This is a genomic window from Micromonospora sp. NPDC005087 (genome assembly GCF_042872965.1).
Classification (GTDB): Bacteria; Actinomycetota; Actinomycetes; order Mycobacteriales; family Micromonosporaceae; genus Micromonospora.
Genome location: NZ_JBIALB010000009.1, coordinates 1 through 15,405, shown reverse-complemented (window position 1 = coordinate 15,405; position 15,405 = coordinate 1). Strand labels below are relative to the sequence as shown.

Here is a 15,405-nt window from a genome sequence, read left to right as displayed (position 1 = left end):
CCCCCATGCTGCGACCGGCCGGAGCTGACTTCCTGCCGATTCTCTACACGGCGCGCTCTATTGCCTTATGGCCAGGCGGCTGCCGATTTCTTGGACGCTAACTGAGCCTTTCCGCGTAACGGTGTGAGTACTGCGGGTAGCCGTTCTGGTGATCGGTGCGGACACGCCCGAACCCGTTGCGGTGTAACGAAAAGACGCAGAACCCCGGTATGAAGTGGTCCTCTCACAGATCAACTTCAGTAGGGGCCCTGCGGCGCCATGAGTGTCACATACACCGCCACGCTGTCCGTGCGCGAGGAGACCGTGTTGTTCCTGTCCGGGCTGCTGGACACCGAACGTCAACGCCGCGGAACCCGCGCCGAGACCCGGGCCTTGGGCTGCTTCAAACAGGCGATCCTCGTGATCCGCTGGTTCCTCGACGGCACCCGCGTCAAGCAGTTGACCGCCGACAACAAGGTCAGCCTGTCGACCGGCTACGCCTATCTGCACGAGGGCATCAGGGTCCTCGCCGCCCACGCGCCGGGCCTGGAGTCAGCCCTGCTGGCAGCGAAGATGGCTGGCTACGCTCACGTGAACATCGACGGAACCCTGATCGAGACCGACCGGTGTCGTACCCCCGGGCCGACACCTGGGGTGGATCTGTGGTGGTCGGGAAAACACGACAACCACGGCGGGAACATCCAGGTCATCACCGCCCCGGACGGATGGCCGCTGTGGACCTCGCCGGTGCGCCCCGGCCGGGAACACGACACCACCGCCCTGCGTGAGCACGGCATCCTTCCCCTGCTGAGCACCTGGACCGACGATGACCTGCGCGTGCTCGGCGACCTCGGCTACGAAGGCGAAGCGACCACGATCACGGTCGCGTTCAAGAAGCCAAAAACGGTGCCTGCACCGACGTCCAGCAGCAGTTCAACAGGGCCCACAACGGTGTGCGCGCCATCGGCGAACGCGGAAACTCCCTACTCAAGACCACCTTCAAGGCGCTACGCAACGTCAGTCTCTGCCCTTGGAGCATCGGAAAGATCACCGCGGCCGCTCTGGTCCTCCTGCACATCGACCACGCCCGCACAACGTGATCACACACCGCCACGACTCGTTACGCGGAAAGGCTCACTCAGTGGCAATGCGGTTGGTGATAATCATCGGACGAGGTGCCGAGGTCATCGTCGCGTCCGACCTTGATCCGTGACCACTGGGCGGTGCCCCGGCCCGCGCGGCGATGCCGCCAGGCGCTCACCGCGCGGGAGCGCCACGTGCTGGCGTTGATGGCACAGGGGCGTTCAACGCTGGCATCGCCGGCGCGCTCGTGGTGACCGTCGGAACCGTGGAAAGCACGTCGCGAGCATCTTCGACAAGCTGGGGCTGCCCCAGGACGAGGCCGACAACCGCCGCGTCCTCACCGTCCTGCGCTACCCGAGCTCGTAAGTCCGCACCGACCCCTTCCCTGCGACGAGCAGTGGGCCACCCTGATCGCAGCGCTCGAGGGCAGCCTCCGGCTGCACTCCACCGAGACTGAGCCGCGCCTGTTCTCGCTGATCCGGGCACCGTCCGTAAAGGACGGTATCCGGAGATCCTGACCTCCGGCCCAGACCTAAACGCCAGGATCTTACGAACCACCCTCGGAGTCAGGTTGCGAGTGATCTTGCGAGGATCGCAATTGCTCTGCCAGCCGCTGCCGGACCTGGGTCTGTCAACAGTTGTATCGCCTCGGCTACGCGGTCTTTTTGTCGGGCAATGGGGGCTAACCCCCATGTCGGGTCTCGGGTTTTCCGGCTGGTGCCGACATCGAAGATCTTCGTACGGTTTGCCCACAGTCGCTTTCCCGAAAGGAGCCTCAATGTGAGCGCACGTTCCGCAGTCCAGAGGACGGTGAGGTGGCGGAGGGTCGTGGCGGCCGCGACGGCTGGCGCGGTGCTGGCCGCGGCGGTCGGCGGTGGGGCCGGGTCGGCCGCGCCGCCGACCCCGGATCACCGGTCCACGGCCACGGTGCTCCAGCACGGCCTCGGCGATCTGCACGACCTCGGCGTATCCGGGACGCAGGGCCAGGTCCGCGACGGAAACCGGGTGACCGTGGCCCGCAGCGGCGTGGCCGACCTGGACACCGGCACGCCAATGCCGGTCGACGGGTACTTCCGGATCGGCAGCACCACGAAGACGTTCGTGTCGGTGGTGCTGCTCCAACTCGTCGGGGAGGGCCGGATCGGGCTGGACGACCCGATCGAACGCTGGCTGCCCGGTGTCGTCAACGGCAACGGCAACGAGGGCCGGCACGTCACCGTACGCCAGGTCCTGCAGCACACCAGCGGCCTCTACGACTCCACCAACGACCTCGCCGCGCTGCAGTCGGCCGACGAGTTCCTGGCGCACCGCTTCGACCACTACACCGAGGCGCAACTGGTCGCGATCGCGATGCGCCACCCGCCGCTGTTCGCCGCCGGTACGCACTGGAGCTACTCGAACACCAACTACCTCCTGGCCGGGATGCTCATCAAACGGGTCACCGGACACCTGTGGTACACCGAGGTACGCTCCCGGATCCTGATGCCGCTGCACCTGACCCACACGTTCTACCCCGGCGACCGGCCGACCCTGCCCCAGCCCCACGCCGAGGGGTACCGGCAGTTCGCGCCGGGCGGGCCGCTGATCGACACGACCGTCTTCAATCCGACCGTGACCGCATCGGCCGGCGGCCTGGTCAGCACCCCCACCGACCTGGCCCGCTTCTGGCAGGCGATGGCGCGCGGGCAGCTGTTGCGGCCCGGACAGATGGCCGAGCTGCACCAGACCGTGCTGGCCGACGGGTTCCAGGAAATCCGGCCCGGCATCCGCTACGGCCTGGGCATCATGTGGATACCCAACCGGTGCGGCGGCTCCTGGGCGCACGTCGGCTCCATGCCCGGGATGAGCACCCTCGCCGCGGTCACCCCAGACGGGCACCGCTCGACGGTCTTGTACCTGGCCACCGAGCTGGCCGACCCGGACTGGGCAAAGGCGGTCATACAGCGGGAGATGGCACTGCTCGACGGCCTGATCTGGGGCTGACGGTCATCGGGGAAAGAACGGGAATTCGATGTACACCCGGTCGGCGGCGGCGAGGATCTTCGCGGCGCCGTCGACCGGGGGTGGATGTGTTGGTTGACGCGCCGCTTGACATCGGCGGCGGCCAGGCCCTGGCAGGAATCGCCGATCCGCGATCTGGTCGCAAGCCTCGGAGTCGAACCGAGCAGGCCGCCGTTATGAGCAGCAGCTGGACCCACGTCCGCCTGCGCCTCACTCCGCAGTGAATGGCATCTGGAGGCCGTAGCGGGACTCGAACCCGGCGTGCGCGGTTTTGCAGACCGCTCCCTGACCTCTCGGGCATACGACCGTGCGCGCCCCCGGACCGATTCGAACGGCCGGCCTGCGGTCCCGGAAACCGCTGCTCTATCCGCTGAGCTACGGGGGCATGGTGCAGGAGGAGGGACTCGAACCCCCAGGGCTACTGGTTTACAGCCAGCGCTGGACAGCCATCAGCTCCTGCCTGGGGTGACTGGCGGGTACTGACCCCGCACCTCCGGGACCACAACCCGGCGCTCTACCACTGAGCTACAGTCACAACTTCGGCCATTCGGCCAGTGCCCGCGGAGAGATTCGAACTCCCGACCCTCGCTTTGTAAGAGCGACGCTCTCCCCCTGAGCTACACGGGCATGCGCGGAGAGGGTGGGATTCGAACCCACGAGGGCGCTTACGCGCCCCACGCCGTTTCCAACGGCGTCTCCTTGACCACTGGCCTCTCCATTGCTCCCCCGCCTGGACTCGAACCAAGATCAGCCGGTTAACAGCCGGCCGCTCTGCCCTTGAGCTACGAGGGAATGGTCGCGCGTGCGGGGCTCGAACCCGCTTCATCGCCTTGAAGGGGCGAGGGCCTACCCATAACCGAACGCGCGGTGCTGTGCCCCGAGCTGGTGTCGAACCAGCGACCCCCGCCTTGTCGAGACGGTGCTCTCCCGCTGAGCTACCGGGGCTTGGTGGCGGGTGTCCGATTCGAACGGCGTCTCCGGGTTATGAGCCCGGCGTGGTGCCTCTCCACCACACCCGCAAGTGCCGCCGGAGGGAATCGAACCCACCTCAGTCCGGATCAGAAGTCCGGTGCCCGGCCATCAGGCGCCGGCGACTTAAACGATCTTGTGGGAGGCTGGGCCGGGTCGTCAGCTTCGGCCGAGGCCGTCACCCACTTGATCGAGCATTCTCGAAACCGAGCCCCCCGCTGTGCACAACGCGATAACTTCGCGATGTGGGCATCACCGGGGGGATAGCATGCGTTCTTCTGATCGCCGTCATCGTGGCGGGCCTCGTGCTCTGGTTGTTGCGGGCCGGATTCGGCCCTAAGAAGCCACCACCGCCACCATCGGACGTTCTAGAGCCGCCGGAGCACCCACGCGACCGCTGACGCGACGACCGGCCGGTCCAGGCGCACCCCAATCAAGAAGATCACGTCCCCCGAGCGGGACTCGAACCTGCGACGGCCGGTGCAGGAAACGAGCGCTCTGTCCACTGAGCTACCGGGGGAATTGGTACGCCGCCAGGGACTCGAACCCTGCACTTACTGAATAAGAGTCAGCAGCTCTACCCCATGAGCTAGCGGCGCTCGGCCGTCGAGCCGCGGCCACCTGAAGGTGCGGGCCGTTCGACGGCGGTGGTCGTTGGCGCAGACCACCTCACACTTCTCGATCTCGACGAGGGTTCGATCCCACGGAGCGCCGGCGCCCCACCAGTGCGTTCACCCCGACCTCCTTGTCGCGCTGGTGGTCGAAGTTCGGCCTGCTTGGCCCACGCGTAGTACCTCGAGGCGCCGATGTTGAGGACCCGTAGCAGGAGCGCGACCGCGAACTGGTCACGGTGTTCATAAATGAACGTCATGACCGTCGCCGGGTCGGGTCGAGCTCCGCCGCGAAATACGCGCTCGCCGCTTTCAAGATCTCATTCGCCCGGCGCAGCTCGGTGACTTCCCTACGCAGCCGGCGGTTCTCCTCCGCCATCTCGCTGGTCGGCCGGTCATGACGCTCGTCGGCGTCTGCCTCGGCTTGACGGATCCAGTTCCTGAGCGCCTCGTGATGCACGCCCAGCTGCTCAGCCAGCCGCCGGATCACGGGCTTCGGGTCCGACTCGCGGTACAAACGCACAGCGCGCTGACGTAGCTCATCGGGGTACTTCCAACGTCACGAAGTTAAGGCCGCCGGGTGACGTGTCAAGCTGGTCTGGATCCCTGGGACCGCGGCGGTGTTGCTCCTGATAGGACAAGACGTTCAGCATGATCGTCTTGAGGAGCCCGTTGTCCCACCGAAGCCGTACCGTCGTGCTTTCTCGCGCCGTCACGGTGGCCGAGGGCATCTTCGCCCCTGGCCACCTTGGGGAACTGACCAGGCAAATTCCGTTCGAGCTGGTGGACGACGTGCTGGAGCGCACCCGCACGACGCAGCGCCGGTTACGGTTATTGCCCTCACGGGTGGGGGTCTATTTCACCCTCGCTCTGGCGTTGTTCCCGATGCTTGGCCATGCACGCGTATGTGACAAGCTGGTCGCAGGCCTCGACGGGTTGTCCCTGCGCCGGCCCTCGGAGAAGGCACTGCGAGATGTCCGCCGCAGGCTGGGTCCAGCCCCGATCAAGCTGCTGTTCGACACTCTCGCCGGGCCAGTTGCCCGGCCGAACGTTCCGGGCGTGCGCTACCGACGGTGGCGAACCGTCGCGTTCGACGGATGCAGCTCGACCAAGGCACCCGACAGACCACGAGCAGTCGCCTGGCTAGGGAAGATCAAGCACCGCTTCGGCCAGGAAGGCTACCCGATGCTGCGGATCGTGGCCTTATGCGAAACGGGCACCCGATCACTGCTGGGAGCGGTGTTCGGGCCCGTCGACGTCAGCGAGAACGCGTATGCCGAGCAACTACTCCCGCTGCTCGATGACGGCATGCTGCTGCTCAACGACCGGGGCTTCGACGCTGACGACTTCATCGCCAAAGCGGCCGCCACCGGCGCCCAGCTGCTGGTTCGTCTCAAAGGCCGACGGACCCCGGCCAGACAGGCATGCCTTCCCGACGGCACCTATCTCACCCGGATCAACGGGGTGGCTCTTCGCATCATCGACGCTCACATCAGCGTGACCACCGCCAAAGGACTCCAGATAGGCGGCGACTACCGGCTGGCCACCACCCTGACCGACCATCGGCGATATCCCGCGCACGAACTCATCGCGCTCTACCACGAGCGGTGGGAAATCGAGTCGGCGTTCTACTCACTACGCCACACCCTGCTGCAAGGCCTCGTCCTGCGCTCGCAGGACGCCTACGGCATCGAACAGGAAATCTGGGCCCAACTCACGCTCTACCAGGCCCTGCGCCGCGCCATGGCAGAAGCCGTCGAGTCCGTTCCCGGCACCGACCCCGACCGCGCCGCGTTCACCATCGCGCTCGAGACAGCCCGAGATCAAGTCGTCACCGCTGACGGAATACTTCCCACCACGCTCGAGTCAACGCCGGGCAGGATTGCGCGAGCCGTCCTCACCAATCTGCTGCCTCCACGGCGCCCACGAATCTCCCCGCGCCGGGTGAAGTGCCCCATCTCTCGATATGCGGCGCCACCAGCACAGCGACTCATCGACGGAGCGGCACCGATCACCAACATCACGATCACCGTGCTGCCCGCCTCGACACTTCACCCCGACGGGCGACGTGATCGGACCCTGCAACTCATGCGCACGGACCCCCACCGACCATGGACCGCACGCGAAATCGCCGCCGGCCTCGGCCTTACTCATCACCGAGGCCTGACCGCAGAGCTCAGCCGATGGGTCAAGGAGAACATGATCTCGCGAACAGCCCCCGGCACCTACGCCCTCACACACGAATGGACCCATCCCGACCAGCCCACAGCAACCGTCCAAGCCGAGTTGACAGGCCAATCAGCGCCTTAACTTCGTGACGTTGGGGTACTTCTTCGGTGCTGCCACGGACGACTTCCTCCCCACGGCCATCAGACCATGATCAAGAAGCTCCATAAAAGCGGGGGTGGCTCAGTCCGACACTGGATCGATTTCCTGTCCGGCAGACTGCCTCGATCCCGAGAACGTCCGCCGGACGGTGTCCGCCGCCAGCTGGCATATCTGGTCCCGGCCCTCCGGAACCGGTCGGAACGCTATGACTCGCTACGCGAGGTCGTCCGAGACGACATCAAGTCCCTTGCCTTCGCCGAGAACCAGACGCTGCTCCAGCGCACCGGTCGGCTGGGCGCCCTCCGCTCACTGTTCCGCCGGCTCAAGCGAGATCAGATGATCTTCCGTAACCCGACGACGCAGCTATCGCTCCCCGCCGACGATCGGCTCCCGAATGCCCGGCTCCTGCCCGACAAAGAACTTCGGCGAGCGATCGACTGGTCTACCGGCAAACCAGAGCGAGCCGTCCTGGTTGGGCTAGCAGTGGGACAAGCTCTCCGACCAGCTCAGATGCGCCGCCTTCTGCTGGACGACGTCAACCTGGGGGAACGGGTCCTACTTGTCGACGGGCAGCCTTGGCCTCTGCACGACCTCACGCTTGGGGCCCTGACGTCCTACCTCGACCACCGCCGGGCCCGATGGCCCAGCACCCAAAATCCGCACCTGCTGATCAGCCAGCAGACCGCAGTTGAGATGGGAGAAGTCAGCAGCACCTGGCACAAGATCCACATGAAATCGCTCGGCATCACCCTAACCGAGCTCCGCCACGACCGGCTGCTCGACGAACTTACTGCTCACGGCCCCGACCGACTGCACCTTCAGGCCGTATTCGGTTGCAGCAAGGAGACCGCCCTGAAATACCTGCGGCTCGCCGAACAGCTTTTCAGCGATGAACCTCGATTCCATTCGAAGGGTGAGCAATTGACATGACGAGCGCCTTGGGCCACCGTGTCCGCCCGCAGGGCCTCCCATAAGGTGGCTCTCCATGGCCATACCTGAGTGGCTTCGGTCGTGGAAACGGGGCCCAGATAGGCGTCTCTTCTGGGCCCAGTGCGGAGTGTTACTCCATGATCAATGTGCGGGAGTTCGGGTCCCGCCCTGGAGGCGTCGGCGGGTGAGCGCAAGCATGTCGATCAACCAGCCGGGGCCGCCGGTGATGTCTTGGCCGCGGAGAAGGGCATTTCACGCTCGCCGCGCAGCGCCGATCGACTCCTCGAAGGCGAGGACGTCCTCGAAGACCAGGACGGCGCGCTCCCGGTGAGCTGGCGGCGATGGACCCTTGTGATTCAACGCGCGCGGCGGTAGTGCATGGCCACCGCGCCGTTGCGGAGCGGCTCCGCCGATAGCAGCTCGAGCTGGCGCGTGCCGGGCAGCCCGCTCTGGTACAGCGTCGGGCCGTGGCCGGCGATCCTGGGATGGACGAGCAGCTTGTACTCGTCGATCAAGTCCAGCCGGTCGAGCTCGGTCGCGAGCTTGCCGCTTCCGAGGAGGACCCCGCCCGGGGTCGCGTCCTTGAGCTTCTGCACGCCCTCGCGCAGATCACCGGCGATGTGGTAGCTGTTGGCCCACGAGAAGTCCTTGCGCGTCGCCGACACCACGTACTTGGGCTTGGCCTCCAGCTTGACCGCCCACTCGCGTATGGCCGGCGGCGCCTCCTCGTCGCCGCGGGCGACGGCCGGCCAGTAGCTCTCCATCATCTCGTAGGTGACGCGACCCCACAGCATTGCCCCGCCCTCGTCCATGAGACGGGTGAAGAAGGCGTGGGTCTCGTCGTCGGCGATCCCCTCCTGGTGGTCGACGCAACCGTCCAGGGTGAGGTTGAGGCTGAAGGTGAGCAGTCCCATGGCCGGCGACTCTACGCCACTACGGCGTCGCGGCCAGGCGGGCGTGGCGTCAGCGAGCTCGAGGTACACGCGCCCCGGGTCCCAAACTCACGCCCAATGAACCCCGCCGGAAGACGCCGGGACCCAAACTCCCGCCCAGTCGGGACCGCTACTCGCAATGAGAACCACCCGAGTTTGTCGTCGCCCTGCGCACCCAAATCGGCCACGCCCCGCTGCCGCTGTCCGGCGTCATCGCGGTCGTGCTCGACGAGGAAAATCGCGTACTGATGGTTCGGCGTTCAGATACCGGAGACTGGGCCCTCACCACAGGATGCCTGGAACCCAGCCAACAGCCAGCGGACGGGGCGGCCCGCGAAGTATTCGAAGAGGTCGGCGTTGAGGTCACCGTCGAGCGACTGCTGTCGGTCGAAGCGCTGGACCTATCTGTCGCGCCCAACGGCGACCAGGTCTACTGGCTCACGGTTGGTTTGCAATGCCGACTCCTGCGGGGTCGGGCGCGGGTCAACGACGACGAGTCGGTGGAGGTCGGCTGGTTCGACCTGCATGCCGTTCCACCTCTGTCACCCCATCAAGCCCGCTGCCTGGCCCTTGCCGCCGACCAGGACTCCGCTGCCTGGATTGCCCGACCGACGTTCGAAGCTGGCTAAACACCCCGCTCACCAACCCGGCCGCCGGCTCAACTTCACCTCGAACTTGAAGGCGAGGTGCTGTTCAAGGCGTTGGAGGGGTTCCAAGTTCGTCCTGAAGCAACTTCAGTTCGCATGAACTTAGGCGGGTCGCGGACGACGGGATTCGAACCCGCGACCTTCACCTTGGCAAGGTGATGCGCTACCAGCTGCGCTACGTCCGCATGGAGCCGTCGGCCGGGATCGAACCGGCGACCTGCGCCCTACCATGGCGCTGCTCTACCGACTGAGCTACGACGGCGTGGTGCCCCGAGCGGGATTCGAACCCGCACTGTGCGCGGTTTGAGCGCGCTGTCTCCTACCGGGTTGGGCTACCGAGGCGAGATTCCGCTGGTTGCAGGGAGGTGGAAGCAACTTGCGCCGTTCATCGCCGCCGGCCGGCCGCTGCCGAATACCATGACGAAGATGTCGCGCTTCCAGCCGCCGCGCCAGCCCACGACGATGGACGCGGCGCAGCGCCGCGAGATCCGGCGGAGGTGGGTCGAGAGCTGGCGCAACGCCGGTCTGCCCGAGCCGACCAGGCAGGGCCGGGGCCGCATCGCCGACAAAGTGGTGGAGGCGGTGGCGGATCCGTTCAAGTCCTGCCAGCTGCCCGCGGCGGCTGCCGAGAGCAGTGACATCTCAGTGAAGACCGACCTCGCCGGGCGCGGGGGCCAGTAGGGAGTCAGCCGGGCCGCGGCTACCGGCCGGATACTCCTGTAACGGCACCGCTCCCGCCCGCCAGGCTTCGAGCACCGGCTCCACGATGCGCCAGCATTCCTCAGCGGTGTCGCCCCGCACCGACAGCGTCGGGTCGCCGTCGAAGGCGCCACGAAGCACCTCCCCGTACGGCGGCAGGTCGCCGGGGCCAAAGTGCGCCACCAGCTGCACCTGATCAAGTCCCAAGGGTTCCCCCGGGCCGTTGATGTTGACGTCGAGGCCCAGCTGGTCCGGACCGAAGCCAATCCGCAGCCGGTCGGGTTGCTCGTATCCGGAGAGGCCGGTGGGCACCCGCGGAGGTTGTCTGAAGGTGACGACGGCCTCCTTGCGCCGGCCGGCCAGCGCCTTGCCGGAGCGCAGTCGAAACGGCACACCCGCCCACCGCCAGGTGTCCACGGCCAGCACCACCTCCGCCAGGGTTTCGGTCCCCCGGGCCGGGTCGATGCCGGGCTCGTCGGCGTACGCGGGCAGTCGCCGCCCGTTCACCTCCCCCGCCGTGTACTGGGCCCGCCCGCTCCACCGCACCGGATCGCCGTCCCACACCCTCGTGGCCCGCAGCACCTGCGCCTTGCGGCCCCGCAGTTCCCTGGCGTGAAGGGTGGGCGGCGCATCCATCGCCATCAACGCGAGGACCTGCAGCAGGTGACTCTGCACCATGTCGACGAGCGCGCCCGCGCCGTCGTAGTAGCCGGCCCGGCCCTCCAGGCCCAGGGCCTCGTCGAAGACGATGTCCACGCAGGCCACGTGCGCGGCGTTGAGCACCGGTTCGAAGATCCGGTTGGCGAAGCGCAGACCGAGGATGTTCACCACCGTGGACTTGCCCAGGAAGTGGTCGATGCGGTGTACCTGGTCCTCCGGCACCAGCCCGGCCAGGATGTCATTGAGCGACCTCGCCGAATCGGCGTCCGTACCGAATGGTTTCTCCAGCATCAGCCGGGTACCGGGCGGCAGACCGATGCGGGCCAGCGCTGCGGCGGCCCGGGCCGTGATCACCGGCGGCAGGGCGAAGTAGATCACCAGCTGGTTGTGGCAGACGGCCAGCAGCCGCCGCAGGTCTTCCTCCCCGGTAACGTCGGCACGCAGGTAGCGGGTGGTGCGGACTATCTCGGTCTCCCGAGGCCCGTCCGCCCCCACCGTCGCGAAGGATTCGGCCACGCGGCGACGCCACCGCTCGTCGTCCCAGTCGTCCCTGCCGCTGCCGATCAGCGCAAGGTCCGGCTGGGCGCCCGTGGCCACCAGCCGACCCAGCCCGGGCAGGAGCAGGCGCTCGGCCAGGTCACCGGTGGCGCCGAGCAACAGCAGCGTCTGGGGTTCGGGGTCCCCGGGAGCGGGACGGTCGGCCACGGAATTGGCGGCGCTCGGGGTCGATGTCGTCATGCACCCACCATGCCTTGCCGGTCGGGTGGGTACGCGCCCGTTTGCCCGGATTTATCTGGTCGTCGCGCATCGGAGGCCGGCTCGATCTATGGCGGGATCAGCGCCCTGGGTAGTCCGCGTCAAGTCGGGCGTCGATTGTGACCTCACAGCGCGACCGTGTACTACCGCGACGGCGCCGTCGCGGCGCTGGCTGGCGCTCACGATGCCCGCCTCAACGCCCGGCCGTGCCGGTGTGGCTGACACGGCCGACCGGGAGCGCGGTGCTGCTGCCTTCTCGCTGCCCTGCGTCGGCCCAGGCGCTGTCATTGTCGTACGCGTCCAGCGCTCCGAGCGGACTGCCGGGCATTATCGGTGGCGGGCGACGCGCAGCGACTCGGCAGCTATCAGGAGCGCCGCACCGAGGAGCACTGTGTCCTTCAACAGGAATTGCCCCAGCTGAGAAAGGCTGAACATCCCCTGCCCTTCCTGCCGAGTCCCGGGTGCCGTGGCCAGGAAACTGAGCGTGGTGAGGAACATCCCGACCGCCCCGAAGCTACCGATCGCCGACGCTCTGGGCGCAAACGGCTTCGCGGCGATCAGAGAGCCCACGGTGATCTCCGTGACACCGATGAGTCGGTTGAGCTTTTGTGCGCCCAGCTTTTCTCGGAACCGCGAGAACAGCGGACTCGAGGTGACCAGGGGTTCGTCGTTTTCGACCTCGTACTGCTTGAATTTGAGCGCACCGATCCACAAGATGTTCGTCGCCAGTGCGGAGCGCAGGACCGAGAAGCCTACGGAAGCGAGGTCATCGGCCGAGGCGTGTCGTGTGCCCATCGCTCGCTCCTAGTCGCTGTGTCGACGGTCGGCGTGCCGGGGACCATTACCCGCTGGGACCCGCCACACACCGAGGACGTGCCGGTCTGGCCCGACTTGGACACCGTCCAAGCCGCCGTCGACGCCGTTCGGCACGAATACAACACCAACCGGCCGCACCAGTCCCTGAAGATGGCCGTCTCCGCCGACCGCTTCACCCCCGCCAAGGCTGCCGAGGAAATGGTGCCGGTGAAGCTGCCTCCCCGGCTCACTTAACCCGTCGACCAGACCCTCGTCTCACCGTCGCCTCCGGTCCCGGCGCCCGTTCAGGTGGTGGCGGGGGCGGTGAAGTTCGACCGGGTGGTGCCACCGTCGGGGAATCTGCAGGTGGCAGGTAAGCAATTCTGGCGGCCCGGCCTGCTCCGGTGTGACGGTCACGTCCTGGGCAGACACCGATGTCATCCATCTCCTGATCGCCGGCGTCCGGCTCAAGTCAGTGCGCTCCCACCTGTCCGCCGCCGACCTCGCTGCGCTGCTGCGCCAGGAGGCCGTCCCGCTGGTGAGCCGCCGTTGCCGCCGGCGCCACCGGGTGAAGCGGTCCAGGTCGACCGAACCATCAGCCGGGCAGGTCGCGTTTTCCTGGGCCAGCACATCGTCCTGGCCGCCGAGATCCTCGGCGGGCAACGCGTCGGCATCCGCAGCGATGACAAGACCAGCTTCTTCGACCGACACCCGCTAGCTGCCGCGCACCCGACCCAACCCGCTCACCCCCGCCGAGGTAGCCCGCCTGCGCGACGCCCGACCCGCCGGACCACCCCCGCAACCCGGGGCCGGACCGGTGCGGTGCAGCGGCGGGCCTCCAACAGCGGGCTCGTCACGGTCGTGGGGCAGAAAGTCGCCCTCGGCCGCGTCCACGCCGGCAAGAACGTCACCATTGATATCACCGACACCGAACTGGCCGTCGCGTGCGATGACAGCATCCGCACGGTCCGGCGCAGTACCGACCAGTTCGTCCGCAATCTGAAAGCCAGCGACCTCGCAAAGTGGCCGCCGATGCCTAGGCCTGTCTCAAACTCCGGCTTATTTGATCTTGTGGCAAGATCGCCGGATGCTGCAACTCACCGATTTCATCATCGACTGCCCGGACACGATGGCGCTGGCAGCCTTCTATTCAGAGGTGACGGGTCGCCCGGTCAAGGAGGGCAGCCACGGCAACTGGGCCGGTATCCGGTTCGGCGAGATCGAGCTGGCCTTCATCCGGGTGGAGGACTACCGCGCCCCGCAGTGGCCCGACAGCGAGCACCCCAAGCAGTTCCATCTCGACTTCGAAGTCGACGACATCGAGGCCGAACAGAGCCGCGTCCTGGCCCTCGGCGCGACCCTGCAGCAGGACTCCATCGGCCCCGACGGCTACGGCTGGCGCGTCTACGCCGACCCCGTCGGCCACCCGTTCTGCCTCTGCCACAACAAGGGTGTCACCTGGACCGACCAGGGCCCCATCTGGCCCAAGAGCGAGTAGAGCGTGTATCTGAAGTGGGTCAAAGCCATTCGTTGATCGCGGCGATGTGTACGACGGCCGCGTAGCGCACGGCAAGCTTGTCGAAGCGCGTGGCGACGCCGCGGTTGCGTTTGAGCCGGTTGATGCCGCACTCCACAGCGTGACGCTGCTTGTAGGCATCGCGGTCGAAGGCAGGTGGCCGTCCGCCCTTCGACCCTCGCTTACGGCGGTGAGCGTCTTGGTCGGCTTTGCTCGGGATAGTCGCCTTGATCCCGCGTCGGCGCAGATAGGCGCGGGTCGCCCGAGAGGTGTACGCCTTGTCGGCCAGCACCCGGTCAGGCCGGGTCCGGGGCCGGCCACCGGTCGGGCGGGGCACACGGATGCCGGCCAGGACCGCGATGAACTATGGGCTGTCTCCGCGTTGCCCAGCAGTCAACACGATCGACAGCGGCTTTTGGCCCTGCTCGCAGCCCAGATGAAGCTTCGTGGTCAGTCCGCCGCGGGACCGACCAAGAGCGTGATCGGCTGGCTCCACGTATACGCCACCAGGCGTTTCTGCCTGCAGATCCCCCTTTTCCGGACGCCAGCGGCATGCTGATGCGCTCGGGCAGTTGTCGAGTCCACAGACACGTCCCAGGTGATGCGGCCGGCCGCGTCCACGAGGGTCTGCAACGCGGTCATGATGCGGGCCCAGGTCCCGTCGCGCTGCCAGCGGCGGAACAACGCGTACGCCGCCGACCAGGAGCCGTAGCAGGCCGGGACGTCCCGCCATGGGGCACCGACCCGGATCCGCCACCGGATCGCGTCGATGAGCTGCCGTCTGGTCCATCGAGGTGGCCGACCGGGCCTGCGTGCGACCGGCAGCAGAGGCTGCAACACTCTCCACTGCGCGTACGTCGAAACGCCGCCGCACCTGCCGGACAAGCCCTGGCGCGGATCCCCGGTTCGGACCGGACTCGGACCGGCGGCATCGCCTACAGCTTGGCTCACTTCGTGCTCATCGCCGGGATCATCTACCTGGCCCTCGGCATCGAGGTGGTCCTCGCCCACATGACCCACCACCCACTTCAGCAGCCCGCTGGGGTCCCGCTGGACTGGACTTCGACCGCAGCTCTGTTCGGCGGCCCGGCCCTTTACCTCGTTGGTCGGGCCCTGTTCCTTCAACTCACCGTCCGGCACACCCCACTCGCCCCGATCCTCGCGGCCGGCACCATCCTCGAGCTGCTGCCCGTCGCCCGACACCTTCCCGCCCTCGCCGCCCTCGCTCTAGTCGCCATCATCTTGATCGCCCTGGTCTGCTATGAACGGATCAGTTGGCAGCCAACTGCCGCAGCGAAATGACCACGTATCCGGCCTGCCGAACCCGAAGACCGGCAGTCTGGTCCAGTTCCCCGCTGCCACTGAGAACCTCGCTGACGCCCGCGAGGACCTCCTCGCGTTCACTGAGGTGATCTCAACAAGAATCCGGTAGGTACCGGTATTCGAAATGTGTGAGGTTGAGCGCGGCGCGGACGTGGTCGCCGAGGTTTCGGGGGCTG

At 67.0% G+C, this 15,405-nt stretch carries 11 protein-coding genes, 15 tRNA genes and 3 pseudogenes; 9 read left to right on the top strand and 20 right to left on the bottom strand.

What is annotated here, in order from left to right; genetic code table 11:
• Window positions 1–258: 258 nt before the first annotated feature.
• Window positions 259–1,079, top strand: a pseudogene (locus ACFYPS_RS21230) (transposase family protein).
• Window positions 1,080–1,890: 811 nt separating this feature from the next.
• Window positions 1,891–3,045, top strand: a complete 1,155-nt coding sequence (locus ACFYPS_RS21225) for a serine hydrolase domain-containing protein (protein WP_387326260.1) — start codon at window positions 1,891–1,893, stop codon at window positions 3,043–3,045.
• 250 nt (window positions 3,046–3,295) lie between these two features.
• Here ACFYPS_RS21225 and ACFYPS_RS21220 read toward each other — a convergent pair.
• From ACFYPS_RS21220 to ACFYPS_RS21160, 13 genes and pseudogenes are all read right to left on the bottom strand, one after another.
• A tRNA-Cys gene (locus tag ACFYPS_RS21220) sits at window positions 3,296–3,370 on the bottom strand.
• A 5-nt stretch (window positions 3,371–3,375) separates the two neighbouring features.
• Window positions 3,376–3,448 (bottom strand) — tRNA-Arg (locus tag ACFYPS_RS21215).
• 1 nt (window position 3,449) lies between these two features.
• Window positions 3,450–3,523 (bottom strand) — tRNA-Tyr (locus tag ACFYPS_RS21210).
• A 1-nt stretch (window position 3,524) separates the two neighbouring features.
• Window positions 3,525–3,598 (bottom strand) — tRNA-His (locus tag ACFYPS_RS21205).
• Between the two features lie 20 nt (window positions 3,599–3,618).
• Window positions 3,619–3,690: transfer RNA gene (locus ACFYPS_RS21200), tRNA-Val, on the bottom strand.
• A gap of 5 nt (window positions 3,691–3,695) precedes the next feature.
• Window positions 3,696–3,780, bottom strand: a tRNA-Ser gene (locus ACFYPS_RS21195).
• A 4-nt stretch (window positions 3,781–3,784) separates the two neighbouring features.
• A tRNA-Asn gene (locus tag ACFYPS_RS21190) sits at window positions 3,785–3,855 on the bottom strand.
• Window position 3,856: 1 nt separating this feature from the next.
• Window positions 3,857–3,930, bottom strand: a tRNA-Glu gene (locus ACFYPS_RS21185).
• Between the two features lie 6 nt (window positions 3,931–3,936).
• Window positions 3,937–4,008 (bottom strand) — tRNA-Val (locus tag ACFYPS_RS21180).
• Window positions 4,009–4,013: 5 nt separating this feature from the next.
• A tRNA-Met gene (locus ACFYPS_RS21175) sits at window positions 4,014–4,082 on the bottom strand.
• 3 nt (window positions 4,083–4,085) lie between these two features.
• A tRNA-Arg gene (locus tag ACFYPS_RS21170) sits at window positions 4,086–4,158 on the bottom strand.
• A gap of 397 nt (window positions 4,159–4,555) precedes the next feature.
• A tRNA-Lys gene (locus tag ACFYPS_RS21165) sits at window positions 4,556–4,631 on the bottom strand.
• A gap of 268 nt (window positions 4,632–4,899) precedes the next feature.
• A pseudogene (locus ACFYPS_RS21160) lies at window positions 4,900–5,187 on the bottom strand (transposase); the annotation flags it as partial.
• A gap of 107 nt (window positions 5,188–5,294) precedes the next feature.
• Between ACFYPS_RS21160 and ACFYPS_RS21155 the strand changes: the two are divergent.
• Together ACFYPS_RS21155 and ACFYPS_RS21150 are read left to right on the top strand one after the other, a co-directional pair.
• The gene (locus ACFYPS_RS21155) at window positions 5,295–6,953 is read left to right on the top strand and encodes an IS4 family transposase (RefSeq protein WP_387326257.1); all 1,659 of its coding nucleotides are present in this window, start codon (window positions 5,295–5,297) and stop codon (window positions 6,951–6,953) included.
• A gap of 66 nt (window positions 6,954–7,019) precedes the next feature.
• Window positions 7,020–7,901 carry a hypothetical protein gene (locus tag ACFYPS_RS21150; RefSeq protein WP_387326255.1) on the top strand — a complete coding sequence of 294 codons (882 nt, stop codon included), beginning with the start codon at window positions 7,020–7,022 and terminating at the stop codon, window positions 7,899–7,901.
• A 356-nt stretch (window positions 7,902–8,257) separates the two neighbouring features.
• Here the strand turns inward: ACFYPS_RS21150 and ACFYPS_RS21145 are convergent, their stop codons facing one another.
• Window positions 8,258–8,815, bottom strand: a complete 558-nt coding sequence (locus ACFYPS_RS21145; RefSeq protein ID WP_387326252.1) for a dihydrofolate reductase family protein — start codon at window positions 8,813–8,815, stop codon at window positions 8,258–8,260.
• Between the two features lie 185 nt (window positions 8,816–9,000).
• On the opposite strand from ACFYPS_RS21145, the gene ACFYPS_RS21140 reads away from it, so the two are divergent.
• Window positions 9,001–9,462 (top strand): NUDIX domain-containing protein, encoded by a 462-nt coding sequence (locus tag ACFYPS_RS21140; protein WP_387326703.1) that lies wholly within the window; start codon window positions 9,001–9,003, stop codon window positions 9,460–9,462.
• 130 nt (window positions 9,463–9,592) lie between these two features.
• Here ACFYPS_RS21140 and ACFYPS_RS21135 read toward each other — a convergent pair.
• From ACFYPS_RS21135 to ACFYPS_RS21125, 3 genes are all read right to left on the bottom strand, one after another.
• Window positions 9,593–9,665 (bottom strand) — tRNA-Gly (locus ACFYPS_RS21135).
• Window position 9,666: 1 nt separating this feature from the next.
• Window positions 9,667–9,742 (bottom strand) — tRNA-Thr (locus ACFYPS_RS21130).
• Window position 9,743: 1 nt separating this feature from the next.
• Window positions 9,744–9,822, bottom strand: a tRNA-Leu gene (locus tag ACFYPS_RS21125).
• Between the two features lie 84 nt (window positions 9,823–9,906).
• On the opposite strand from ACFYPS_RS21125, the gene ACFYPS_RS21120 reads away from it, so the two are divergent.
• The gene (locus ACFYPS_RS21120) at window positions 9,907–10,161 is read left to right on the top strand and encodes a hypothetical protein (protein ID WP_354968171.1); all 255 of its coding nucleotides are present in this window, start codon (window positions 9,907–9,909) and stop codon (window positions 10,159–10,161) included.
• On the opposite strand, the gene ACFYPS_RS21115 is transcribed toward ACFYPS_RS21120, so the two are convergent.
• Window positions 10,123–11,577, bottom strand: coding sequence for a glucose-6-phosphate dehydrogenase (locus tag ACFYPS_RS21115; RefSeq protein ID WP_387326249.1), 1,455 nt, complete (start codon window positions 11,575–11,577; stop codon window positions 10,123–10,125). The genes ACFYPS_RS21120 and ACFYPS_RS21115 overlap by 39 nt on opposite strands.
• Before the next feature lie 345 nt (window positions 11,578–11,922).
• Window positions 11,923–12,390, bottom strand: coding sequence for a YkgB family protein (locus tag ACFYPS_RS21110; RefSeq protein WP_387326246.1), 468 nt, complete (start codon window positions 12,388–12,390; stop codon window positions 11,923–11,925).
• Between the two features lie 33 nt (window positions 12,391–12,423).
• Between ACFYPS_RS21110 and ACFYPS_RS21105 the strand changes: the two genes are divergently transcribed.
• Window positions 12,424–12,645 carry an integrase core domain-containing protein gene (locus ACFYPS_RS21105; RefSeq protein ID WP_354968174.1) on the top strand — a complete coding sequence of 74 codons (222 nt, stop codon included), beginning with the start codon at window positions 12,424–12,426 and terminating at the stop codon, window positions 12,643–12,645.
• 832 nt (window positions 12,646–13,477) lie between these two features.
• Window positions 13,478–13,888: a VOC family protein gene (locus ACFYPS_RS21100; protein WP_354968176.1), complete on the top strand. Its 411-nt coding sequence runs from the start codon at window positions 13,478–13,480 to the stop codon at window positions 13,886–13,888.
• 19 nt (window positions 13,889–13,907) lie between these two features.
• Here the strand turns inward: ACFYPS_RS21100 and ACFYPS_RS21095 are convergent.
• Window positions 13,908–14,791: pseudogene (locus tag ACFYPS_RS21095) on the bottom strand (IS5 family transposase).
• Between ACFYPS_RS21095 and ACFYPS_RS21090 the strand changes: the two are divergent.
• Window positions 14,681–15,208, top strand: coding sequence for a low temperature requirement protein A (locus ACFYPS_RS21090; RefSeq protein ID WP_387326700.1), 528 nt, complete (start codon window positions 14,681–14,683; stop codon window positions 15,206–15,208). The pseudogene ACFYPS_RS21095 and the gene ACFYPS_RS21090 sit on opposite strands and share 111 nt — an antisense overlap.
• Window positions 15,209–15,405 lie beyond the last annotated feature (197 nt).